General features: G+C 46.1%; 24 protein-coding genes. 13 read left to right on the forward strand and 11 right to left on the reverse strand.

The window, feature by feature from the left end; genetic code table 11:
* Positions 1-61: 61 nt before the first annotated feature.
* On the reverse strand, positions 62-1,408 hold the full coding sequence (gntU, locus tag ABUE20_RS10915; protein ID WP_408619958.1) for a gluconate transporter: 1,347 nt from the start codon (positions 1,406-1,408) through the stop codon (positions 62-64).
* 131 nt (positions 1,409-1,539) lie between these two features.
* Between gntU and ABUE20_RS10920 the strand changes: the two genes are divergently transcribed.
* From ABUE20_RS10920 to ABUE20_RS10930, 3 genes are read left to right on the forward strand one after another with little or no spacing between them, the layout of a single operon-like run.
* Positions 1,540-2,070, forward strand: coding sequence for a gluconokinase (locus tag ABUE20_RS10920; RefSeq protein ID WP_408619959.1), 531 nt, complete (start codon positions 1,540-1,542; stop codon positions 2,068-2,070).
* Between the two features lie 8 nt (positions 2,071-2,078).
* Positions 2,079-3,887, forward strand: a complete 1,809-nt coding sequence (gene edd / locus ABUE20_RS10925; protein WP_408619960.1) for a phosphogluconate dehydratase — start codon at positions 2,079-2,081, stop codon at positions 3,885-3,887.
* Positions 3,888-3,899: 12 nt separating this feature from the next.
* Positions 3,900-4,547 carry a bifunctional 4-hydroxy-2-oxoglutarate aldolase/2-dehydro-3-deoxy-phosphogluconate aldolase gene (locus tag ABUE20_RS10930; RefSeq protein ID WP_408619961.1) on the forward strand — a complete coding sequence of 216 codons (648 nt, stop codon included), beginning with the start codon at positions 3,900-3,902 and terminating at the stop codon, positions 4,545-4,547.
* On the opposite strand, the gene gntR is transcribed toward ABUE20_RS10930, so the two are convergent.
* Entirely contained in the window at positions 4,548-5,549 is a 1,002-nt protein-coding gene (gntR, locus tag ABUE20_RS10935) for a gluconate operon transcriptional repressor GntR (protein ID WP_408619962.1), read from the reverse strand.
* Positions 5,550-5,954: 405 nt separating this feature from the next.
* Between gntR and ABUE20_RS10940 the strand changes: the two genes are divergently transcribed.
* On the forward strand, positions 5,955-6,203 hold the full coding sequence (locus ABUE20_RS10940; RefSeq protein ID WP_408619963.1) for an acyl carrier protein: 249 nt from the start codon (positions 5,955-5,957) through the stop codon (positions 6,201-6,203).
* 166 nt (positions 6,204-6,369) lie between these two features.
* Here ABUE20_RS10940 and ABUE20_RS10945 read toward each other — a convergent pair whose 3' ends face one another.
* Genes ABUE20_RS10945 through ABUE20_RS10970 form a run of 6 tightly spaced genes read right to left on the reverse strand, consistent with a single transcriptional unit; the run spans position 6,370 to position 12,133 of the window.
* Positions 6,370-7,458, reverse strand: a complete 1,089-nt coding sequence (locus ABUE20_RS10945; protein ID WP_408619964.1) for a hypothetical protein — start codon at positions 7,456-7,458, stop codon at positions 6,370-6,372.
* Positions 7,459-7,462: 4 nt separating this feature from the next.
* On the reverse strand, positions 7,463-8,803 hold the full coding sequence (locus ABUE20_RS10950; RefSeq protein ID WP_408619965.1) for an MBOAT family O-acyltransferase: 1,341 nt from the start codon (positions 8,801-8,803) through the stop codon (positions 7,463-7,465).
* Positions 8,804-8,820: 17 nt separating this feature from the next.
* Complete coding sequence (locus ABUE20_RS10955) at positions 8,821-10,581, reverse strand: carbamoyltransferase family protein (RefSeq protein ID WP_408619966.1); 1,761 nt, start codon at positions 10,579-10,581, stop codon at positions 8,821-8,823.
* Between the two features lie 14 nt (positions 10,582-10,595).
* Complete coding sequence (locus ABUE20_RS10960) at positions 10,596-10,994, reverse strand: hypothetical protein (protein WP_408619967.1); 399 nt, start codon at positions 10,992-10,994, stop codon at positions 10,596-10,598.
* Complete coding sequence (locus ABUE20_RS10965; protein WP_408619968.1) at positions 10,991-11,944, reverse strand: SGNH/GDSL hydrolase family protein; 954 nt, start codon at positions 11,942-11,944, stop codon at positions 10,991-10,993. Before ABUE20_RS10965 ends, ABUE20_RS10960 begins: the two co-directional genes overlap by 4 nt.
* 33 nt (positions 11,945-11,977) lie before the next feature.
* A complete protein-coding gene (locus ABUE20_RS10970) occupies positions 11,978-12,133 on the reverse strand; it encodes a DUF5989 family protein (RefSeq protein WP_408619969.1) in 156 nt (51 codons plus the stop codon).
* A 207-nt stretch (positions 12,134-12,340) separates the two neighbouring features.
* Here ABUE20_RS10970 and ABUE20_RS10975 point away from each other — a divergent pair, with 207 nt between their 5' ends.
* On the forward strand, positions 12,341-14,041 hold the full coding sequence (locus ABUE20_RS10975) for an AMP-binding protein (RefSeq protein WP_408619970.1): 1,701 nt from the start codon (positions 12,341-12,343) through the stop codon (positions 14,039-14,041).
* 70 nt (positions 14,042-14,111) lie between these two features.
* Here ABUE20_RS10975 and ABUE20_RS10980 read toward each other — a convergent pair whose 3' ends face one another.
* A complete protein-coding gene (locus tag ABUE20_RS10980; RefSeq protein WP_408619971.1) occupies positions 14,112-15,026 on the reverse strand; it encodes a LysR family transcriptional regulator in 915 nt (304 codons plus the stop codon).
* 92 nt (positions 15,027-15,118) lie between these two features.
* Between ABUE20_RS10980 and ABUE20_RS10985 the strand changes: the two genes are divergently transcribed.
* From ABUE20_RS10985 to ABUE20_RS11020, 8 genes are all read left to right on the forward strand, one after another.
* Entirely contained in the window at positions 15,119-16,063 is a 945-nt protein-coding gene (locus ABUE20_RS10985; protein WP_408620016.1) for a DUF1177 domain-containing protein, read from the forward strand.
* The gene (locus tag ABUE20_RS10990; RefSeq protein ID WP_408619972.1) at positions 16,060-16,779 is read left to right on the forward strand and encodes an AroM family protein; all 720 of its coding nucleotides are present in this window, start codon (positions 16,060-16,062) and stop codon (positions 16,777-16,779) included. The genes ABUE20_RS10985 and ABUE20_RS10990 overlap by 4 nt, the downstream gene beginning before the upstream one ends.
* A 13-nt stretch (positions 16,780-16,792) precedes the next feature.
* Positions 16,793-18,418, forward strand: a complete 1,626-nt coding sequence (locus ABUE20_RS10995) for an OPT/YSL family transporter (RefSeq protein WP_408619973.1) — start codon at positions 16,793-16,795, stop codon at positions 18,416-18,418.
* 10 nt (positions 18,419-18,428) lie between these two features.
* Positions 18,429-19,160 carry a dipeptidase PepE gene (gene pepE / locus ABUE20_RS11000; protein WP_408619974.1) on the forward strand — a complete coding sequence of 244 codons (732 nt, stop codon included), beginning with the start codon at positions 18,429-18,431 and terminating at the stop codon, positions 19,158-19,160.
* The gene (locus ABUE20_RS11005; RefSeq protein ID WP_408619975.1) at positions 19,147-19,797 is read left to right on the forward strand and encodes an aspartate/glutamate racemase family protein; all 651 of its coding nucleotides are present in this window, start codon (positions 19,147-19,149) and stop codon (positions 19,795-19,797) included. Before pepE ends, ABUE20_RS11005 begins: the two co-directional genes overlap by 14 nt.
* 105 nt (positions 19,798-19,902) lie before the next feature.
* Positions 19,903-20,799, forward strand: coding sequence for a DMT family transporter (locus ABUE20_RS11010; protein ID WP_408619976.1), 897 nt, complete (start codon positions 19,903-19,905; stop codon positions 20,797-20,799).
* Between the two features lie 74 nt (positions 20,800-20,873).
* Positions 20,874-21,713, forward strand: a complete 840-nt coding sequence (locus ABUE20_RS11015) for a DNA ligase (RefSeq protein ID WP_408619977.1) — start codon at positions 20,874-20,876, stop codon at positions 21,711-21,713.
* 168 nt (positions 21,714-21,881) lie between these two features.
* Positions 21,882-22,721 (forward strand): DUF2971 domain-containing protein, encoded by an 840-nt coding sequence (locus ABUE20_RS11020; RefSeq protein WP_408619978.1) that lies wholly within the window; start codon positions 21,882-21,884, stop codon positions 22,719-22,721.
* A 5-nt stretch (positions 22,722-22,726) separates the two neighbouring features.
* Here the strand turns inward: ABUE20_RS11020 and uxuA are convergent, their stop codons facing one another.
* Positions 22,727-23,914 carry a mannonate dehydratase gene (gene uxuA, locus ABUE20_RS11025; RefSeq protein WP_408619979.1) on the reverse strand — a complete coding sequence of 396 codons (1,188 nt, stop codon included), beginning with the start codon at positions 23,912-23,914 and terminating at the stop codon, positions 22,727-22,729.
* A gap of 20 nt (positions 23,915-23,934) precedes the next feature.
* Positions 23,935-24,675 carry an FCD domain-containing protein gene (locus ABUE20_RS11030; protein ID WP_408619980.1) on the reverse strand — a complete coding sequence of 247 codons (741 nt, stop codon included), beginning with the start codon at positions 24,673-24,675 and terminating at the stop codon, positions 23,935-23,937.
* Positions 24,676-24,989 lie beyond the last annotated feature (314 nt).

Genomic DNA, 24,989 nt, shown 5'->3' on the forward strand with positions numbered 1-24,989 from the left:
AACAGCATGTTGTTAAAGATTAAATGCATTTCCACTCAACACGTGGGAATACTTCAACCGATTAGTGGACAAACAAAGACAGGATCATCGCAATCACAGCACCGGTCGTCCCAATGATGGTTTCCATAATGGTCCATGACTGTAGGGTTTGTTTTTCTGTCATTCCAAAGAAGCGGTTCGCCAACCAAAAACCAGAGTCATTCACGTGAGAGAACACAATCGCGCCCCCACCAATCGCAATAGTCACCAGTGATAGCTGAGCCCCAGATAATCCCAGCGGTTCCAGCATCGGCAGGATCAAACCACAAGTTGTCAACATTGCAACCGTAGCAGAGCCTTGGATCACCCGCACCGCCGCGGCCAGAATAAACGCCAAAAGTACGATGGGTAAGCCACTTCCGGCTAACATGTTCCCAAGCGCAGCCCCAACACCAGAGTCGATCAGAACCTGTTTGAACACACCACCGGCACCGGTTACCAAAATGATCACACCCGCAGGTTGAAGCGATTCACTACACAGTTCCATCACTCGGCTGGCCGGCATTTTCCGGCGATGACCCAACAGATAGAACGCTGCCAGACACGCAACCAAAATCGCAGTAAACGGATGACCGATAAACTGTAACCATTGGTAAGCGGCCGAACTCGGATCAACGAAACGAGCTGCAATAGTTTTTAAACCAATCAGAACCAACGGGAAAACAACCAGCCCTAAAGCTAATCCAAAGCTCGGTTTACCTTGGCCTTCTCGATCAGCGTCACCCATTTTGGCATGTTCAGGCAGTTCCAGTTTGACATATTTTTCAGCAATCTTTGAAAAAATAGGTCCACCTAGAATCATCGCAGGGATACCGGCCACCAGACCAAATAAGATCATATAACCAAAGTCAGCATGAACTTGAGCCGCCACCAAAATCGGACCTGGTGCAGGGATCAAGAATGCCTGACAAGCAGCAATCCCGGCAAGCAGAGAGATCCCGATTTTAACCATGCTGCCACCGCCACGACGGACAATTGCAAATGCAAGACCAATCAGTAGCACTACGGCGACATCAAAAAACAACGGTAGTGCACAGATAAAGCCAGTAATGGCAATCGCCCAATGCGCCCGTTTTTCACCAAAGCGAGCCAGCAATGTATGTGCAATCTGATCTAACGCTCCGGTTGCTTCCATCACCTTACCAAACATCGCACCAAGAGCGACCACTACAGCCACGAAGCCGAGTGTTCCCCCCATCCCTTTCTGAATGGTTTCCGCAATTTTCGAAGGTTCCATACCCGAGCAGATCCCTGCCAGCATAGCCACCAATATCAATGCGACAACCGCATGCAAACGGACTTTCATCACTAAGAACAACAGTAAGATGATCGATCCCGCTGCTGTTAAAATCAGCGAAATATCAGACATATTAAAATTCCTTATTTTTGTTAGTCACTTCACAATAGTAAAAGTTACCGGTAACATGATACCGGTAACATCGATAGAATAAGAAGCAATTAAAGCGGTTATCTTTTAAAAATGCGAAAGGTGTCAAAAAAATGGAAGATTTAAAGCAAGGCCTATGTATCTTACTGATGGGCGTATCAAGTAGTGGCAAGTCATCAGTCGGTTCTGCACTGGCCAAAGCAATCGATGCGAAATTCATTGATGGTGATGATCTCCACCCCAAAGCCAATATTTTAAAAATGTCCTCGGGAGAAGCTCTCAACGATACCGATCGCGGTCCGTGGCTAGAGCGGATCAGAGATGCAGCTTTCAGTATTGGCCATAAACATGAACAGGGTGTCATCGTCTGCTCAGCCCTAAAACGTCGTTATCGGGATCAAATCCGAGACGGAAATCATCACTTAATTTTCTTACATTTGTATGGCGATATCGATTTGGTCGCTAAACGAATGCAGCAGCGTAAAAATCACTTTATGCCACAGAGTCTCCTGCAGAGCCAGTTTGATGCATTGGAAATACCTAGTGAAGATGAAACTGATGTTATCACCATCAGCATTGATGGGAACTTTCAGGAAGTCGTTGATCGTTGCATCAGTGCTGTAAAATCTCATTTAGAATCTTAAAGGAACCCATGATGAACTCGACCGTTGCCGCCATTACCCGGCGGATTGCTCAACGTAGCGCGTCTTTACGCCAAAATTATTTGGAACAACTTGATCGTGATATTCAGCGCGGTCCGATCCGCAGTCATATTAGCTGTGGTAATCTGGCGCATACGGTCGCAGCTTGCCCTTCAGGGCAAAAGAGCAATATTCTCGATTTCACCCGGCTCAACATGGCGATTGTCACATCCTATAACGATATGCTCAGCGCCCATCAGCCCTATCAGAGCTACCCGGATGAAATCAAAAAAATACTTACCGAGATGGGACACAGCGGACAGGTTGCCGGTGGGGTCGCAGCCATGTGTGACGGGGTAACTCAGGGACAGGACGGGATGGAACTCTCGCTGTTCTCTCGCGATAACATTGCCCAAAGTACCGCCATCGCCTTGAGCCATCAAACATTCGATGGCAATTTATTACTGGGAGTCTGTGACAAAATTGCTCCGGGGCAACTAATGGGCGCGTTAAGCTTTGGCTATCTACCCACGTTGTTCATTCCTACCGGTCCCATGTCGACAGGGATCAGTAATGATGAAAAAGTGGCAATTCGTCAAAAATATGCGGCTGGGGAACTGGGGCATGATGCCTTGCAGCAAATGGAATGTCAGGCTTACCATGCACCTGGAACCTGTACGTTTTATGGGACAGCCAATACCAATCAGCTCGTTTTTGAAGCCATGGGGCTAATGCTTCCGGGCTCTGCATTCGTTCCCCCAAATGACCCGCTGCGTCACATGTTGACCAAAGCCAGTGTTCAGCAACTGGTTAAAATCAGCCGCAATGGGGATTATCGACCTATCGGCCGGGTCGTTGATGAACGAGCACTCGTCAATGGATTAGTGGCCTTGCTGGCTTCCGGTGGTTCAACCAATCATACGATTCACATGGTCGCAGTTGCCCGAGCCGCTGGGCTTATCCTCACTTGGGATGATATTGCTGAGCTCTCTGAAGCAGTACCACTTCTGGCCCGTATCTATCCCAATGGTCCGGCGGATGTCAACCAATTCCATCAGGCCGGTGGGATCCCAACACTGCTCAAAGAACTCGATCAGCGCCAACTACTTCACCGGGATGCCTTAACGGTTTATGGCACACTGGCCGATTACTTCAAACATCCAGTGAATGATAACGGCGAGTTAGTCTGGCAAGAAGCGAGCACCAGTCTAAACCCTGAAATCATCGCGGCCCCCGCTAGCCAATTTTCAGCTCATGGCGGCTTAGCACTGCTTCAAGGTAATTTAGGTCGGGGTGTGATGAAAATCAGTGCGGTCGATCCAGCCTATCAGAAGTTAACCGCACCGGCCCGAATCTTTGATTCTCAGCACGAAGTTGAAACAGCGTATCAAAAGAATGAATTTCATCAAGATTGTGTCATCGTAGTTCGCTATAATGGACCTGCCGCTAATGGAATGCCTGAGTTGCATAAACTCATGCCGATCCTCGGGAACCTGATGAAAGCAGGACTCAAAGTAGCACTGGTGACTGATGGTCGTCTATCCGGTGCTTCAGGGAAGGTTCCTTCCGTACTGCACATTACTCCTGAGGCCAGTCGCGGCGGCCCCCTGAGCCAGCTAAAAGATGGTGATTTAATTACCATTGATGCGCAAGCAGGATGTTTAAATTGCGAAAGTGACCTGACCGAGCGCCATATTGCGCATCAGACCGCCTTCCCAGCGTTCGGCTGTGGAAGAGAATTGTTCGGGATGTTCCGCTCGCATGTATCCAGTGCCGAACAAGGTGCCAGCGTTCTTTTTGACGATGCGCCCATTCAATAGAAGGAATAACAGATGTCTAGTGTTACTGCGGCCCAAGTATTTGCCGCTTCACCGATTGTCCCTGTGATGGTCATCAAACATGTTGAAGATGCACTACCACTTGCCAAAGCATTGGCAGATGGTGGTATTACTGTTTTTGAAATTACATTGCGTACAGATGCCGCATTGGGTGCGATCAAAGCGATCAGCGATGCAATGCCGGAAGCCATTGTGGGTGCTGGCACCATTATCAATCCAGAACAGTTCGATGATGCGGTCAATGCAGGCGCTCAATTTATTATCTCTCCGGGATTCAGTCCTGAACTGCTTGAACATAGTTTGAAACATCAAACAGTTCCTTATATCCCTGGCGTTGCCACTGCATCAGAAATGATCACAGCCTTAAGTTACGGCCTGGATCATTTAAAATTCTTCCCAGCGGAAGCCAACGGTGGTGCACCGGTATTAAAAGCAGTAAGTGCGGCATTACCACAGATTACCTTCTGCCCAACCGGCGGCGTGAAAGAATCCAACCTGTCGAACTACCTGTCACTACCTTGTGTCGGTACAGTAGGCGGAACATGGATGATCCCACAAGATGCTATTGAAGCCAAACAGTGGGATAAAATCACTGAACTCAGCAAACAAGCTGTAGAATTGGTTGCTTCTTTGCGCGGTTAATCAAATACTTCCGCCGATATCCAGCTGGTAGGACAAATCAATCACCGGCTGGATAGCTTCATCTTGTTCCAAATACCCCAATAACTGTTGAGCAGCCGCACGTCCAATCGCTTCTCGGGGAGTAATCACCGATGCCAGTTTAGGGCTTAATACCTGCCCGATGTCTAGTCCATGAAATCCAGCTATCGCCATTTCAGATGGCACTTCAATTTGCTGCCGATGACACTCCAGGATAGCACCGACGGCTAAGTCATCATTCGTGCAAAAAACACCGTCGCATGTGGGATATTTCGCTAGCGTCTGTTGCAACAACAACCCACCTAATGAGAACGAAGACGGCGCTTCGGTTAGTACCGAATGAGCTTCTAATTCGGCCGCAGCCATTGCCTGTTGATATCCTTGTTGCTTCAGTTTGGTTCGGGTATCCATACGCGCACCAAGATAGATAATGTGGCGAGCACCGCGCTCAATCATTAAATGAACCATCGACTGAGCCGCTTTTACATTATCAAATCCAACCACCGGATAATGGCCCGGATGATCGATATCCATCATTTCAACAACGGGGATACCGGCACTTTTAATAATTCGGTGGACCCGAGCCGAATGATCCCGATCGGAAAGTAATAACCCATCAATATTATAAGACAGCAGCGATTCAATCCGTCGTTCTTCAATTTTGGGATCGTAACCATAGTGAGCCAGCATGGTCTGATAGCCCGCGGCTTCAGTGACCGTTTCCAAGCCCCTAAGCACTTCGGCAAAGACTTGGTTGGTTAACGATGGCAACAAGACCCCAATAGCTCTACTTTTGGCATTCGACAGAATATCAGGAGCCCGACTGGCCACATAACCGAGTTCATCGATCACTTGCTGAATTTTAATCGCAGTCGCTTCAGAGACTTGATCTGGATTTCTTAAATAACGGCTGACGGTCATTTTAGTTACTCCGACACGGTTGGCTACATCAATGAGTGTCGGACGTTTGTGGGACTTATTCATCGTTTAGTTAATAAAATAATGTTACATGTAACATATCAAAAATAGCGGGGAAACAACAGGTTCCATTAGCATGGATTGTCAAAATATTTAGCTAAAATTTAAAGAAACGAGGCGAGCCCCCAATCAGGGCACAAGCACATACTAAAAATTATACGGCAAAAACTTTGATGCTTAAATCTGAACCAAATAAAACCATCATTCCTGAATAACGTCAGCCGCTCTGCCCATTATCCGCTCATGTTCCAATTCAACCTTCGAATAATATCACCATGTGTGCTCAACACTTTTTAATAGATACCACTCGTGACATTTATTCCCCGCACCTTAAAAATCTACTTACAAATAATGAAATTAGCGATTATATTTAACCTTAATAATCAACCAAAAAATCATCCCCTGTAAATTATGCAAACAGCACCGATCAGCACCTTTATTCACGAATTATTACAACGCAGTCGTGATACGGCCCCTTGCTCTGATAATGATTCCCTGATCAGTTCCAACCGTTTAGATTCAATCAACATTGCGGAACTCATCATTTTTTTACAGGATCAGTATGATATTTATGTATCCACTTCTGATCCCGATATATTTAAGCAACTCGACTCAATCAATCTCATTGCACAATATATTCAGGATCATCAAACCGCCTAAATAAGTGTTCCGAATATCAGGCTACAGAGGCCATTGCCAACGTCGACACGCATGACCCTATCCATGGGGCTTCTCTGCGTCATCCCTGACACGGAGAGTCGACTTATCACAATAGCCTCTATGCTTGGGTGGAGCAGAATGAGGGATACCTATTTAAACATGACGACTATTCGTCATGTGATGGGGACCTCCATTGTTTGACGGATAATGCGATTTTTTCTGCCAACAAAGCATTACCTCGAGCCGTGAGATGTCCCGCCCAATCCAAGAAAAATTGCTCTTTTGATGAATCATAAATATGCGATAGATCGATGATATTTTTATTATCAGCAGTCTTTTGTTCCAGCTGATTGATGACCTGCCAGTAGATAGCAGGCTGAGAAAAGTCCTCAGCGAAATGAACATTATCAATATTGGCCTGAGTTCCCCAAGGTGTAGGAGGGATAATAATTAAGGTCGGAACCTTCTGAGTTTGTCCGTACGCTAACACTTCATGAAAATGTCCATAAATACTATTCACAGCCATCTGCTGTTCATTTTGATTCGCCGGGCAAACTTCCGGAATTGTTTTAGAGGATGGATGTAATTTATGGATCAATAAAGTAGGTATCGTGATTAATGCAGGCTGACGATATTGATCGAGTGTACGATTATTTTGTATTTCCCTTAGGACGCGATTCGAGCATATATGATAAAGATCACTCGGACCATTGATAACTAACACTAAATCATAATGCTGCTTTTGGGTCTTATTTAAATATTTCCATAACAATAAATTCATGTCTGTTGGTTGTGCTGGAACCGAATAATTATCAATTTGATAATCAGGTAATTTTACAGCGAGTTTGGCCACTAAACTATCAGCGTCTGAATTATAATAACTAAAGCTCTGGGATGCGCCCAATAGCAATAGCCGCTTGTGGGGGTTGGCAACCGGAAGGCCATCGACATGAAGCACGCGCCGACCTTTGGCGTCAATATGATAGGTTCCATAATCTCCAGCTTGCAATCGGAATCCCCCATCCGTATATGGGATAGGCTGATATTTCAACTTTTGGGTATCATGATACTGCGTAGCATATTTCTGATGATCGACCTGTTTAGGCAACCTCGCTAAAAACATTTTAACGGGTCCCGGAAAATATTGATGATATAAATATCGAGAATACAGAAGTACATCCCCGAATCCATCCAGTACCAACCCAAGGAAAATTAAGATAATTAATAACGCAATAATTCGTTTAATTGTTTTCATATGTTTAAAAATCAAAGTAATAGAAACTTTCAGGGCGCTGCGCTGCGACCAGCGAGCAACCTAAAATAATGATACATAACACCGGGATCAATAAGGGCTGGGGTAACTTAGCCGCACAATTTCGAATCACATTCACCTGATCAAAACGATGCAATAATAATACAAGAGCACTTAACCCCATCACCCCCATATTGACTGTTCCCAAGTAATGAGGATCAACCGACAAGAGTCCTTGATAAAAATCCCCGGCTATTGCAATCGACTGGCATCGGAACAAAATCAGTAAAAATGTCCAGATAATAAAATTAATGACAATGGCCATCCATTTAAACTGCGGATGACGCGAAATAAATTTCCCGTACCCTAAATAGCTTTCAGCCATCATAATTATTCCCTGAAGAGCGCCCCATAGAACAAAATTCCAACTGGCACCATGCCATAATCCAGAGACTAACATGGTTAATAGTATGGGAAGATGGGGAAATGAATTGCGACAATAACGAACTAAAGGGATAAAAACATAGTCACGCAACCAAAAACTCAAGGTCATATGCCAGCGTTTCCAGGTTTCTGTCATGGAAAATGCCAGATAGGGTGATCGAAAATTTTCAGGAAAACGAATGCCAAACATACCGGCGACGGCAATAGCCATATCCGAATACGCGCTAAAATCACAGTAAATTTGAATTGTGAAACCTACGGCAGCCGTCATTAACTCTAAAAAATGATACTGCTGTGGCTGTAAGAATATCGGCTCAATATAACTCGCAATTTGATCGGCAATCAGAACCTTTTTAATCATCCCAATAGCAAATAACGGTAAATTATAGCGAATATTTTTCCATCCCACATGGATATGGCTTAGTTGGGGGATTAATTCATGACTTCGTAAAATAGGCCCCGCAATCAAATGCGGAAAGAAACTAATATATAAGCTAACATCTAATAAATTTATTCTTTTATGGGGTGAACGGGAATAATCGACAATAAAACTAATCAGTGTAAATGTAATAAACGAAATACCTAAAGGTAACCCGATATGAAGTAAGTGCTGAACACCTACTGATTGAAGAATAAAATTAGTATACTTAAAGAATAATAGCGGAATTAAAACAATCAAAACAAATAAAAACTTGAGCTTATTTATTTTACTGAAAGTAGATACATAAACTAGGGCAATCACTATATAGAAGGCAAGGATCCAAATAAAATGGATATTCCAAAATGAATAGAAAATAAAACTACTACCAATAAGAACGATCTTTATCCACGGGCCTTGCAGGACACGAGTCAGGCATAAAACGACCATCAAAAAAATTAAAAAACTGGGGAGCTGAAATAACATAGAAAATCCCTATGACCCTAATCTAATGCAAAGTTATATTTTTTATAGCAGGTGCTGCTTTGATCATCTTTATGCATGACAACATTTCCAACTACCAGCATATCGATACCAGTATTCATAAAACAATTAAATGCATCTTCCGCCGTTAATACGATAGGCTCTCCCCGAACATTCAAGCTGGTATTCACCAACATAGGGCATCCCGTCACATGCTTAAAGGCTGATAAGAGCTGATGAAAACGAGGATTATTATTCGCTGCCACGGTCTGAACCCGAGCCGTTTGATCCACGTGAATCACCGAAGGAACCTGCTGTGACACGCCCTCTTTGGCAGTAAAGATAAAATTCATATGCGGTGAAGCGACATTCATATCAAACCAATCCGATGCATCCTCTTCCAAGATCACCGGAGCAAATGGTCGAAATGATTCCCGATATTTAATTTTAAGATTTAGCTCCCGCTGCAAATTAGCCACACGAGGATCGGCCAATATCGAACGGCTTCCCAAGGCGCGCGGACCAAACTCAACGCGCCCTTGCATCCAAGCAACAATTTTCCCTTCGGACAATGCTTGAGCGACCATTGGGAACAATTCAGGATCATTCACTAGCGTATACTGAGCCTTGAGCTTGTCTAATTGGGATAACGCAACCTGCTGACTAAATTCTGGACCGAGAAACGGCATATAATCGGGACGAGGAGTTCGAGGCTGATGCAAAAACAGATGCTGACAAACCAGCGCCGCGCCCAATGCACTTCCCGCATCACCTGCCGCTGGTTGGATCCAAACACGCTCAAAGAGACCACTTTTTAAAATTTTTCCAGTCGCCGCACAATTTAAAGCCACACCCCCGCCTAAACATAAATTCACTTCACCGGTTTGCTCTCGAACATAACCAGCCAGCGCTAGAAAAATGTCATCGGTGACCACTTGCAACGAAGCGGCAATATTCATATGGTCCTGCGTTAATTCTGTTTCGGGAGCGCGAGCTTTTACTTTAAATAGCTTTTCCAGTTCGGGGCCAAACATCCGCAATTCGGTCGCAAAACGAAAATAACGCATATTCAAACGAAAACTGCCATCGGATTTAATATCCAACAAATTATCTCGGATGCAGTCCGCATATTTAGGCTGCCCATAAGGAGCCAATCCCATCACTTTGTACTCACCAGAGTTAACCTTAAACCCCAGAAAAGCCGTAATCGCCGAATACAACATTCCTAAAGAATGCGGAAAAGCAAGTTCAGCCACCCGCTCTATCTGAGCGCCTTTGCCTACACTAACCGTCGTCGTTGCCCACTCTCCCACTCCATCGACCGTCAAGATCGCAGCCGAAGCAAAGGGTGAAGGGTAATAGGCTGCGGCAGAATGGGACAGGTGATGCTCAGAAAACAGCAATTGCTGGTTCCAGTTTTCTCCGCCGGGAAACCCAGCCAGATATTCTTTAATGGTTTGTTTTTGGAATAATTTTTCTTTAAGCCAGAGAGGTAATGCCTGAGAAAAGAGCTGATAACCTCTGGGTGCAAAGCGAATGCACGTTTCCAGAATGCGTTCAAACTTAATCAGTGGCTTTTCATAAAAGATCACATAGTCAATATCCGCCATTGAAAGCTGATGAGCCTCCAGTAGCCACTGAATGGAATTTAAAGGGAAACCATCGTCGTTTTTAGTTCGAGTAAAACGCTCTTCTTGAACCGCAGCAACAATTTCATCGCCCTGGATCAATGCCGCAGCGCTATCGTGATAAAATGCAGAGATACCGAGAATATAAGCCACCTGGCAACCTATCCTTAAAATTGTTTTTTGAATTGCTCATCGTTGTCGAAGGAAACCTGTTCTGGTTTACTCCAATAAGAGGTCACTGTTTTATCAATTTTTAAGACGATTGTTGCCGGACGGAGTAATCGAAATAACAGGCTCATGGGCGTTAACACGATATAAAACAAAACCCAAAACAACCCCTTGCGGATTTGAAGTTGCAGTAACTCCATTCCCTGAATTAAAAATGCCAGCCGCATGGGTGAAAAGATAGCAAATAATAACAAGATCACGATCAAAGGTAGCAACCACGGCCATAGCTGCTCTTTTAAATAGCTCATTATCAGTGATAGCACCAGCATACCCGAGCTCAATGCTATCAACCGTAATCGAACCATTTTTAAAGGAATATGAACCAATTTAAACGTCACTGTGTACTCCCCCGATTGATATCATCAATAATCAACTGGGTAATAATCTTAAATGCTGAGCCATTCAGATGAATGTCTCGTGGAGAGACCCAATATGATGAGGCTGGCTTTCCTTTTAAAGACGGTAATGGATCAATATAGTCAAATCCATACTGCGCCGCTAATTGCTTCGCTTTATCTTCCATAAAGCCAAACTGATACTGATTAAAATCATGCATTTCCGGTATAGAAACAATAATAATACGGCTATGCTGATTCTGCTTGATCGTCTGCAGCTGATTAAAAGCTTGGGTTAAGATCTTATGGCCGGCAGGACTTTGCCATTGTTCTTGATACCCTTTAATCATGGCCGCTTCACCATACTCACCGCTTACTAGTTGCTGTGCAAAAGTAGACGCTAAAGCAGCCAATTCACTATGCTGAACCAACCATCCGGGTGCTTCGGTAACCACGTTAGCACTCGCTCGAGGCGTCATACAAACCACCAAAATATTAGCTGAAACCTGCTGACTGATCTGGCGCCATAGCGTCACCGACTGATTCAGATTCATGTTACCCACTCCGGCATTCACAACATCAAAATCAGTAGGTAACACTTTTGCTAATTGCCCTCGCAGGCTCTGTTCATCTGAAACGCCCCATCCTAATGCTAAAGAATCGCCAACAATGGCAACCCGCTGCACTGCTTTAAAATTAGGCTCAGGTCCTCGCATCCCAAACTGATTGGTTTTAATCTCAACATTTTGCAATATGGCTGAACGATTCGGAATATGTTGATGCCCGATTTCAGGATCCGAACTTCTCTCTTTCAGTAATTTGGCATAGCGCCACATCTCAATCACATAGTTTTGTTGATCCATGGTGGCTATTCGGATGATCCCTTCCCCGACTAACAAAGCGAGAACAATACCGCACACCATAAAGACTAGATTTCGAATCAATCCCCGCATTCGCTGCATCACCTCAAGATAAATGAATAACCTTTAAAAAATAGCGTAAATAAAAGGTGCCCAACTCGAACCACTGGCAAATACAAATAAGGCAGATAGAATTAATAAAACGATTAAAAACGGGATAAGAATCATCCGACTCTTTTTAGAAAACAAGAAACTGAGAAGCTCGACAAATACTTCTTTCATTATAAAAATCCATTTTTAGGAAAACTAAAAGGCAAATATCGTATAGTATCGTTTAGAATACGGCTAGTATTTATAAAACATAAGTTATTAAAAATACTTATATTAATAAAAAATATATTGATATTATAGTCGATAAAAATAGCTCTATTAGAAATAATAATTAATCGCTAATCCAATCAAATTGCATCTCATTGTCGGATTTTTAACTTGAAAACAACTCGCTTAAGTCATTCTCAGGGAGAAACAATCCCCGCACTGATTCACAGTACAATCGGCGAACGATTTGATCACACCGTAAACCGTTTTCCAAACCATGAAGCACTTGTCTCCCGTCATCAATGTATCGATGGCCATCCCATCCGTCTAAGCTATCGCCAATTACAGGAACAAGTTAATTTATATGCCAGAGCACTACTCGCTCTTGGGGTTCAAAAAGGTGATCGGTTTGGGATCTGGTCTCCCAATTGTGTTCAATGGTGTATTGCTCAATTAGCAACCGCTAAAATCGGTGCTATTTTAATTGGAATTAATCCGGCGTTTCGCAGTCATGAACTCCAATATATATTAGAGCAATCTCAATGTAACTGGTTACTTACGGCTGATTCTTATTTAACCAATCATTATACTCAAATGCTGAATGAGCTCATCCCGGAACTACACAATCCGCTCTCACATCCCTTTCAGTCAAAAAAATTCCCGGCATTAAAAGCCATCATTACCCTAAGTTCTACCCCTATTCCCGGCATGATCCCTTGGGATAATCTTCCCGAATGGGCTGAAACATTACCCGTATCAGCACTCGCACAACACCAATCCCAACTCACCCCGGAGGATCCCATTAATATCCAGTACACTTCAGGAACCACTGGTTTTGCCAAAGGGGCCACTCTGAGCCATTTTAATATCCTAAATAATAGTTTCTTCATTACCCACAATATGGGGTTTACCGAAAAAGACCGACTGGTGATCCCCGTGCCGTTGTACCACTGCTTCGGGATAGTTTTAAGCACCCTGGGATGTATCAATCACGGAAGTACCATGATTTATTCCGGTGATCTATTTTCACCCCTTGCGGTTCTCCGGGCTGTAGCCGAAGAGAAAGCAACGGCTTTGTATGGTGTTCCCAGCATGTTTATTGCGCAATTAAATCATCCCAGATTTCAGGAATTTGACTTAACTTCCTTAAGAACAGGTATTATTGGGGGTGCCCCATGTTCTCCTGCATTAATTGAGGCATTAATAGATAACATGCATATCCCCCAAATTCAGATCGCTTATGGGATGACCGAAACCAGTCCCATTTCAGTACAAACCAGTGCAGATGATCCACTCGATAAACGGGTCAATTCAGTGGGCAAAACCCAACCCCATCAGGAAAATAAAATTATTGATCGTCATGGTAATGTCGTTCCCCGTGGTCAAATGGGTGAAATCTGTACCCGCGGTTATAGTGTGATGTTGGGATACTGGAATAATCCAAAAGCCACCACTGAAAATATCGATATAGAGGGTTGGTTTCACAGTGGCGATCTGGCCATTATGGACGAACAAGGCTACATCAGCATCGTTGGACGATGCAAAGACATGATCATTCGTGGTGGTGAAAATATCCATCCCCGAGAGATTGAAGATTTTCTTTATACTCATCCAGCTATCGATCAAGTGCAAATTACTGGGGTCGAGAGTGAGCGGTTCGGTGAAGAGATCAAAGCCTGGATTAGAATTAAACCCGGCTATACCCTTACTGAAACAGAGGTGAAAGCTTTTTGTAAAGATCAGATTGCTGACTATAAAATTCCCAGATATGTTGCATTTGTCGAGCACTTTCCGATGACAACTACCGGGAAAGTTCAGAAATTCAAACTACCACGGCAACATCTAGACACTGATTCTGAGTCAACCTCCTGATGACCATCTCATGACGCTGAGTTGCACGGCTGTTGATGACTTAGTGAGCCACTCTAAAGTCCCTAAGTACCTAATTGGGATCAGGCAATAGCCCCCGATTCTGGCTCACCACCTGTTGGATCACGTCGATAAGCTCACGTGCAGCTGTTGATAAAGGCCGTTTGGCCGAACAAATAAAGCCGATATCACGATAAAGCCGCTCTTTAATCGGGATCAGTTGCACATCGTTACGTTCAAACATGAGTTTTAATGAGGAAGGTAACACGCTAATTCCCAAATCACAGGCAACCATGCCTAAAATAGTGGATTGATAGATCGCCGTTTGTACGGGCAACAAGGGTTCTGATGTCATCGCAAAACCTTTCTCCATCAACTGTCGCATGCTAGTTCCTTGCTTCATCGCAATAAATGGATAGCGCACAATTTCCTGCCAGCTCACCTCTTCCCGGTTGGCTAAAGGATGCCGAGGGGAGCAAACAAAATGCAGATAATCCTGATAAATCGGCACAAATTCGACCTCCTCAATCTGACGTGGCCGCGCACCAATCCCAAAATCGATATCGCCATTGAGAACCTGCTGATAAATAGGCTCATCGCTTTCTTCAATATACTCCAGAGCAACTTGAGGATAACGTTGCTGGAAATTAGCCATAGCCGCCGGAACTAAGCTAGCCCCCACCGTCAATAATGCCGCAAAACTCACGCGACCACTGCGCCCTGCGGCTAAGGCGTGCATATCTGAAAGGCCACTCTGCAACCGGCTAATCACGCGTTCAGCCGCGGGCAGGAACATATGCCCGGCCGCCGTCAGCTGCACTTTGCGAGTCGTTCGTTCAAACAACTGGATCCGTAAACTATCTTCTAATTGGCGGATCTGATGACTCAAGGCCGGTTGGGTCATATGTAACTGCTCCGATGCCTGAGTAAAGCTACCCAGTTCGGCCACCGCCAAAAAAGCTTCGAGTTGTCGGGAACTTATATTCATAAATATTTTTTATTAATAGATAATATATTGAAATTTATCTTATCAATAATCCTCGTTATGATCGAGGCACTTCTGTTTAACTTTTAATCACCATTATGCTCAAACAAGTTATTGATCTGTATGAACTCTTGGATAGTGCCTCGGTATCAGGGGCAGATGTCAAACAACATTTATTCCAATTAGGAGCCAATCCCGATCACATCGAGGTCAAACCTCTTCAATCAGAAAAAGGGGCCGCAGATTTCATTAAGATTCGAATCGAAGGGAAACACGGTAAAAGTGTCGGCGGCGATGCCCCAACGTTAGGTATTATTGGCCGACTCGGAGGTATTGGAGCTCGTCCGGCGATCACCGGGTTTGTTTCTGACGGAGATGGTGCGCTGGCCGCTTTAGCGGCAGCGGCTAAATTGATCACCATGCAGCAACGAGGGGATCAGCTCGGTGGGGATGTCATCGTTACCACTTTTATCTGCCCCAATGCCCCAACACGAGAACACAAACCGGTTCCGTTCATGGATTCCCCCATCTCAATGGAAGATACCTGGGCTCATGAAGTCGATAACGCAATGGATGCTATTGTCTCCATTGATACCACGAAAGGGAATCGGATCATGAACTATCGTGGTATCGCAATCTCACCAACCGTCTGTCAAGGATATATCCTACGCGTCAGCGAAACCGTTCTGGATATCGTCGAACGGGTCACCGGTGAAAAAGCCCATGTATTTGCGCTCAGCCAACAAGACATTACGCCATATGGCAACACTCTGTATCACCTCAACAGTATATTGCAGCCCTCGGTAGCGACTCGCTCGCCCGTCATCGGCATTGCGTTGTCCACTGCCACGGCCGTTGCAGGCTGTGCGACCGGTGCCAGCCACGAGGTCGATGTCGAACAAGCGGCTCGGCTAGCCATTGAGATCGGTAAAGATTTAGGAACGGGTCTGTGCCAATTTATCGATCATGATGAGTTTGCCGAAATTCAGAAACGCTATGGTTCCATGACGCACTTCCAGCAACCCGGAGCCAAATCATGACGATAACCCGGGCTCGATTAGGGATCGTGACCATCGGTCAGTCTCCCAGAACCGATCTGCATCAGGATCTGCACACTCTGCTCGGTAACTCAATCGAGCTGATGGAAATTGGCGCCCTTGATGGCCTTGATCTAAAAACCATTACGACCCGCTACCCAATTCAGGGGAAAACGGACGTGCTGGTATCCCGAATGCGTGATGGCGCACAGGTCACCATCAGCGAAAGCGATCTGGAACCACTGCTGATCAATGCCATCCACAGCATGCAACAACGCCAACCGGAAGTATTGGTGGTGCTCTGTACCGGGGAACTTCCCGATATCGCGGCCACCCATGGGCCAGTTATCCAACCCAAAGATGTGGTGCGCCACTTCTTTGCCGGACTCAATTTACAACATTTGGCGGTGATGTCTCCCGAATCAGCGCAAATCACCAATACCCGAAATCGCTGGCAAAAAGCAGGATTTCAATGTGACTGCAGCTACGGCTCGCCCTATCAAGAGGAAGCGGCACGCTATCAGGCCAGTCAGGAATTAAAAAACTCGGCCGCGGATATCATTTACCTCGACTGCATGGGATATACCTTAGCGCAGGCGCGCCAGATTGCCCAATGGTCCGGAAAAACCGTGGTCACCGCCCGACAAATCATTTTCAAAACGGTCGAGACCTTATTACTCAACACCCACTCAATGGGCTCAGGAAGACTACTCAAATAAACGGATAAAAACCATGCAAACACCATCGCCCCATCACAACTCTATTGAAAAACGCTCGAAACCACATCCCAAATTTTTTATGCCCTCGCAGCTTATTTTTAATACACTGATGGCCGCTCTGGGAGCGATTATCGGGATGGAGTTAATTACTCGGGTCGGTATTACCCCCAATACCTCCATCATTGGGGCTCTGATTGCCATTCTGCTCTCTTATATTCCGATCAAATTATTCCGCCGATTTCAAGATTTAGAAAATCAGACCCTGATCCAAACCTCTATTTCCGGAGCCACTTTCTCCGCCGCCAATGGGCTACTATTGCCACTGGCTATCGCTTTTTTGTTGGGTGAAACTCATATGATGGTCCCGATGCTGATCGGGGCGGCTCTGGCGGTGATCACTGACGCCTCCATTCTCTATTTCTCATTCGATACCCAACTCTTTAGTGCCAGAGGCGCATGGCCGCCTGGATTTGCCACTGCCGAAGCCTTAAAAGCTGCGGCTGGGAAAGGAAAGAATGCGCTATTACTCGGCGTGGGCATCGTCGCGGGGATCATCGGCAAAGCGCTCGGCCTACCGATGGATATGCTCGGAATTGCTTGGGTTTCCAATACCGTCGCACTTGCCGCTTTAGGCGTTGGCCTGTTGATCCGTGGCTATTCTTCTCAGCTCTTTGGGTTTAATATCGCCGATCATTACATTCCGCATGGGATCATGATCGGAGCCGGTGTGGTCGCCCTGATCCAGATCCTGCTGCTGATCCGCAAAGATAAACGCTCCGTAGCCACCGAGACCGAAACCCAAGGATATCGCCCGACTCGCTCCGCCCTGCAAATGAAAATCACCATGTTAAGCGGTTTCAGCGTCTATCTGGTGATTAGTCTCATACTCGCCCTATCGACAGGGATCTATACTGGCATGAGTTTTCCTATGCTCATCGGGTGGCTGGTTTTCGCAGCAATAGCGGCCATGGCTTCCGAGCTGATCGTCGGCATTGCCGCCATGCACTCCGGTTGGTTCCCATCATTTGCAACCGCTCTAATCTTTCTGGTCATTGGGATCCTGATCGGTTTTCCAAAAGAAGCATTGGGAATTTTAGTCGCCTTTACTGTCGCCACAGGGCCTGCTTTTGCCGATATGGCTTATGATCTGAAAACTGGGTGGATGATCCGAAATGAAGGCGCTGATGAAGCCTATGAACTCGAAGGACGTCGCCAGCAGTTTTTCGCGGAACTCTTCAGTTTTGCGGTTGCGATTATTGTTGTGGCTTGTGCCTACACTTTCTATTTCCAACAGAATTTAGTCCCTCCGGTGGCCCGGGTCTATGTAGCAACCATTACCGCAGGCGCCGATCATCAAGTCGCTATCCAATTAGCCATCTGGGCAGTACTTGGAGCCTTCATTCAACTGATTGGCGGAATTTCTAGGCAGTTAGGCGTATTATTAGCCACCGGCTTACTGATTGTTTCACCCAAAGCCGGGATCATTATTTTCGTAGGTCTGCTTATCCGCGCCATAATTGTCAAACGCTATGGTGAAACCGGAATGAACAAACTCTATGTTTTGGGAGCCGGAGCCATTTCCGGATCCGCACTCTATAGTTTCTTCTCATCAACCCTGAAGCTGGGCTCTAAACACTAACAGGATCATCATGATGCAATTACTATTATGTAGTAGTTCCGGTTATCAACAAAGTAGCTATCTTTCACACACACGTCCTTATCTGGAGCAGTTCTTAGCGGCTCAGGATCGGCCGGTAACTCGCGCACTGTTTATTCCCTATGCCGGAGTGACTAAAAGCGATGACCAATATCTGGCGCAGGTCCAACCACATTTTCATGCCGTTGGCATCGAACTCACGGGTTTACATCAAGTCTCCGATGCCGCTCAGGCCATTGCCAAGGCCCAGATGATCATTGTCGGTGGGGGCAACACCTTCGTACTGCTCAAACGATTGCAACAACAGCAATTACTTGTGCCGATACAAAACCGAATCCGCGCCGGGATCCCATACATGGGCTGGAGTGCTGGTTCTAATTTGGCGGGACTATCCATCGCCACCACTAACGATATGCCCATTGTTGAACCGGAAAACTTTACCGCGTTAACGCTGATCCCATTTTTGATCAATCCACATTTTATCAGTGGTCAGATCCCCGGCCATCATGGTGAGAGCCGGGAACAGCGGCTGGCTGAATATATGGTGATGAACCCAGAACAAACGGTCATAGCGCTCCCCGAAGGAACCGCCTTATGGCAACAAGGAAATTCATTGTCTTTGCTAGGAAGCGTTCCCGCTTTACGTTTTAAAGCCGGATCTCAGCAGAGCATTGCACTGGGAGACTGTAGTTTCCTGTTGGGGGATCAGGATGACTATCGCTAAAATAGGCATCATCCGAGTCGTCAGCTCCAATGATCAATCATTTATCGAAACCCATCAGCGGCTCTTGCAGCCGCTTTTACCCGATTATGAATTGGCCAGCCGGGCCTTGCCGGATCAACCCGAAGGGATCCATGACGCGACGACATTCGCACAGGCTCTACCCAAAATCCGCCAGATGGCCAACCAATGGCAGCATGAATTAGATCTGCTAATGATAAGCTGTGCTGCCGATCCCGGCGTCAAAATGTTGCAATCGGAACTCTCAATCCCCGTCGTAGGAGCCGGAGAGTCTTGTGCCCGAAAAGCAGCCCGCTATGGCGATCACATTGCCATTCTTGGCATTGAAGCCGATGCTCCGGCTATTTTTTATGAGATACTGGCTGGGAAAACGATCCACTATCGTTGCCCCGAAGGGATCCATTGCACCCACGATATCCAGACGCCCGCCGGTAAACAAGCCATCATTGCTGCCGCTCTGGAATGCGAAGCATTAGGTGCCAACGTGATTGCCTTAGCCTGCACCGGCATGGCGACGACGGATGTTGCCGCACTACTCGCTCCCCACACCTCGCTTACGGTGATCAATCCGGTATTAGCCGCAGCCGAACTGATTAACATCCGCTTGACACTCCCCTAAAAAAGGGGACTATCACCAAAAACACGGATACCCTATCGATTCAAGCCGCATCCACGCGCTTGTCTACCACAATACGATAGATTGATGTAAAGATTTAAGGTACTCATGGTTAGTTCACAAAATCAGGCTTATGCCTATGGCCTCGCTGCCGTACTGCTTTGGTCAACCGTTGCCACCGCGTTTAAACTGGCGCTGCGTTATCTGACGCCCCTGCAACTGGTGGCACTGTCATCGCTCACCTCAACTATCGTGCTATTACTGCTGCTAACCGCGCAGAAAAAATTTCATCTACCTTGGCGTTATATCCGTGAAAAACCACTGTTCTACCTTACTCTCGGGCTGATCAACCCACTCGGTTATTATCTGATTTTATTTAAAGCTTATGATCTGCTCCCCGCCCAACAAGCGCAGCCGCTCAACTACACTTGGGCGATCACACTCTCCTTACTGGCCATTCCGCTACTCGGACATAAACTGCAACGGTATGATTGGGCAGCCATGCTGCTAGGATATGTAGGCGTCGTCGTGATCGCAACCGGGGGGGATCTCATCTCATTACACTTTAGTAGCCCGTTGGGCGTTGCTCTCGCGCTGCTCAGTACGCTACTTTGGGCTGGATATTGGCTGCTCAACCAGCGCCATCAGGGCGATCCTATTGCCGGACTCTGCGCCGCTTTTTTGCTGAGTGTGCCGTGGACGCTACTGTTGCTGCTATTTTCAGGCTCATCCATTCACTGGCAATGGCAAGCTCTCGCCGGTGGCATTTACATTGGTTGTTTCGAAATGGGGCTCACCTTTGCTTGCTGGATGATGGCGCTAAAGAAAACCGAAAAAACCGCCCGGGTTTCTAATCTGATCTTCATTTCACCATTTCTTTCACTATTTTTTATTGCACATCTCCTGGAGGAGTCGATTGTTCCAGCAACCTATGTTGGACTCATTCTGATTATCGGCGGATTACTCATCCAACAATATGGCAACCATCGAACCCAGCAGAATTAGCTCTCACACATGCATATTGACAGATCAGCTGGAAAACTTATTATTGATTTAATTATTAATTAAAGGTATTCCATATGCTTCCCCGTTCCAAACTTTGGCTGGCCTCGCCCCTTTTGTTACCGACATTAGTTTGTCAGGCGCAGCCTATCGCCCTGCAATTAGCCACCGTTTATCAACAACAATCTCCCGCCCTTTATCTGATCAGTGAAAAATACGATGGGGTGCGAGGGTACTGGGATGGCCAGCAACTCTGGACCCGACAAGGTCATCTAATCCAAGCGCCAGCCTCTTTCATCCAAAGTTTTCCGCCGCAACCACTCGATGGTGAATTATGGCTCGGCTATCATCGCTTTAATGAGATGGCGGCACTCTTAGAACGTCATGACCCTACCGATCCCTTATGGAATCAGGTGCACTATCTGATTTTTGATCTTCCCGCCGCTCTAATCCCATTTCAGCAGCGCTATCAAGAATTACAGCAACTCTTTCAAAAACTCCCCCAACCCACACCGCTCAAGCTCATCTCGCAAAATCCACTCCTCACTCAATCCCAGCTGCAACAACAATTGCATCGCGTGACCCATAAAGGTGGCGAAGGATTAGTGCTTCATCTGAAAACCGGTTTTTATCAACCGGGACGAAGTGGTCATTTGCTCAAGCTTAAACCCATGAACGATGCCGAAGCCAAAGTGATTGGTTATCGTCCCGGCCAAGGCAAATACGCCGGTGAAGTAGGTGCGCTCCAGGTACAACTCACCGACGGAACAACCTTTGCCATCGGCAGTGGTCTGACCGATCAACTGCGAGCACAACCTCCGGCCATAGGCAGTTGGATCACCTTTGCCTATAACGGACTCACCGCGCATGGAAAGCCACGTTTTGCCCGCTACTTACGCCCTTATCATGCCTTGTAATTTATTCTTCAAACGAGCGTCTTGCTCCGTTCAAGAGGATGCGTCACACTAACTGAGTCGATGAATGTTGTTCCAATTGAACAAGGTTGATCAGGGCGCAGAGCATGAGCTTCGTTATGCTAGGCAAGCGGCTAAAGTGCTCTTTTTGAATTTATCTTATCAGGAGTCATGATGTTAAAAGAGATTACCCAGCGTCTTTTCAATCAGCCTCCACAAATCACGCTGTATCACTACACCACCCTATCGGGCCTATTGGGGATAGTTCGCTCCCGGGTCTTATGGGCTAGTGATGTTCGCTATATGAATGATGCGGCTGAGCTCCACCATGCTCTGGGATTATTAAAAGCGGCGATCAACGAACGTATTTCCAAAGGAAGCCCACATACAGCTCAGTTAGAACACTTCGCACATTGGCTGAAACATCAGCTCAATCAAGGGCATATGTTGTTTGTAGCGTCATTTCGAGCCAATGGGAATCTACTCAGCCAATGGCGGGGATACAGCACGATAGGCAAAGGGGTCAGTTTGGGGTTCGATCCCCATCTCATTGCCAACTGGGCCAATGAGCAGCATTTTCAGATCGGCCAATGTATTTATCAAAGTGAGCAGCAACATCAACTGATAGAACAGGTCTTAGATGCGATCTGTCAGTTAGATTCTTCCGATCCCAATCCGTTTAGGGATATCGAAACTGATTTACTGCGTCTGGCCGTACTGTTAAAACATCCTTCGTTTCGGGAAGAAGAGGAATGGCGGGTCATTCTGCCATTGCCACACCACCATCAGCCCAGACGCATTAAGTTCCGGGAAGGAAATGCGATGTTAAAACCTTATACGGAATTCTGCTTATATAGTCACAGTGAAGCCATGGCTCTGGAACATGTGTTTTTGGGGCCAACCCCGGACTCGGAGTTATCGATGAATTCGCTGCGATTATTTCTGGAACAACATCAACTAACCCCAAGGCAGGGGATTGACGATAGTCAAATCCCCTACCGGGCTTGCTAGGGCTGTTAAGCGGATTCAGCCATTGCCATCCGGATCCCCATTTCCAAACCACGCACTTCAGCAAGACCCCGCAGTCTACCAATACAGGAATAGCCCGGGTTGGTCACTTTGGTTAAGTCATCCATCATTTGATGTCCGTGATCAGGGCGCTGCGGGATCAAACGATGATCCCCCTGCTGGGCCCGTCGCTGCTCTTCTATCACCAGTTCTTTCACCAGATGATACATATCCACATCACCTTCTAAGTGATTGGCTTCATGAAATGAACCGAATTCATCATCGCGTTCAGTTGAGCGCAGGTGGGTAAAGTAAATTCGATCATGGCAAGCTTTAGCAATCGCGACTAAATCGTTATCGGCCCGAACGCCCAGCGATCCTGCACACAGGGTTAATCCATTCATTGGACTCGGCACTTCGGTAAACAACCATTGCAAATCAGACAACGTCGATACAATGCGAGGTAACCCGAACAAAGGCCGTGGTGGATCATCCGGATGCACCGCCATTCGGACTCCAACTTCTTCACACACGGGCATAATCCGCGCTAAAAAGTGTGCCATATGCGCTCGTAGCGTATCCCGATCAATCGCGGCATATTTGTTGAGCTGAGCCTGAAATTGTTCCAGCGTATAGCCTTCTTCAGCCCCGGGTAAACCGGCGATAATATTACGCGTTAAAGTTTCAATCTGCTCAACACTCATCTGCTCAAAGAATGCTCGAGCCCGAGCGATTTCATCGGCACTGTAATCTTGTTCGGCTTGAGGACGAGCCAACACAAACAGATCAAAAGCAGCATACGCATTCTGATCAAAGCGTAACGATTTGGAGCTATCGTCAACGGCATAAGCTAAATCAGTACGAGTCCAATCCAGAACGGGCATAAAGTTGTAACATACCGTATCGATGCCACAGGCAGCCAGATTGCGAATCGACTGACAATAGTTATCGATCCATTGCTCATAATCGCCACTCTGGGTTTTAATATCTTCATGAACCGGGATACTTTCAACAACAGACCAACTAAAGCCATTAGCTTCCAGCAACTGTTTACGTGCTTCGATCTCTTCCACTGGCCAAATTTGACCATTGGCAATATGATGCAACGCCGTGACAATCCCCGTTGCTCCCGCTTGTTTAATATCTGCAAGTGTGACCGGATCATTAGGGCCATACCAACGCCATGTCTGTTCCATAAATCGTTACTCCACCATTCTCAACTTTGAGTATTAATAGGATAGGACTCAAATAGGTAACCATCGAATTCCGGAGCGTCAATATTTGACAACGCCATCAGTCGCTGCTTCACGTTTTCTAAATGCTGCCACATAGCTCGTTTTGCCGTCATCGGATCTTTTTTCTGCATCGCTGCTAAGATCAACTGATGATCATGCAACCATTCTCGTCGATATTCATGATTCGAAATGCGGCCATGCAACTGCATCCACATTGGATTATTCTCCCGACAGTCCCAGGCCTGATACCATAAACCGACCAGTAAACTATTATGGGTCGCCTCGGCTATCACCTGATGAAAACGTTTGTCACCCTCTTCATGACCACCGTTATCCAATTCGCGCTTTTCGGCTTCAATCGCCGCCCGCATATTCTGAATGTCGGTCGCCGTGACCTGACGAGCCGCAAACTCAGCAATATTACTTTCTAAAAGCTGCCTGGCCTGCAAAATTTCAAACGGACCAAAATTAACAGCCATGACTTCGGCTCGACGCTGCTGCGAGGGAAGAACGTAAACGCCGGAACCTTTTTTAACAGCAACATAGCCTTCGATCTCCAACATCAATAACGCCTCGCGGATCACCGAACGCCCAACCCCCAGCTGTTCAGAAAAATTACGCTCCGGAGGAAGACGCTCTCCCTCTTGATAGACGCCTTGTTGCAGCATGTTGCGGATCTGATACGCAATATCTTGATATTGACGTTTTAATTCTTGTGCCATTCAAGATCCCTCACTCTCTTTGCGAAAACTATAAACATACCTTTAAAATTGGTCAACCAATTTTAAAGGTATGGATGACCAATATCACATTTAAAAGAAAATTGGTTTTCCAAAATTGAATTTTACAACATCCACGGTATGATAAATTATTAAATATGCTTTAGGTACCGTTGCCCTTTCGTGATTATTTTTCCGCAATCTGAATAACGTTGTTATCGCTGGTTTCTTCACTTAAAAAGAAGCATGACCGACGATATTAGGTTCACATTGCGTTTCGTTACGTAAAATTTAACCATGAAAAAGCAACGATCCCG

This window comes from Celerinatantimonas marina, assembly GCF_046054165.1.
Lineage (GTDB): Bacteria > Pseudomonadota > Gammaproteobacteria > Enterobacterales > Celerinatantimonadaceae > Celerinatantimonas.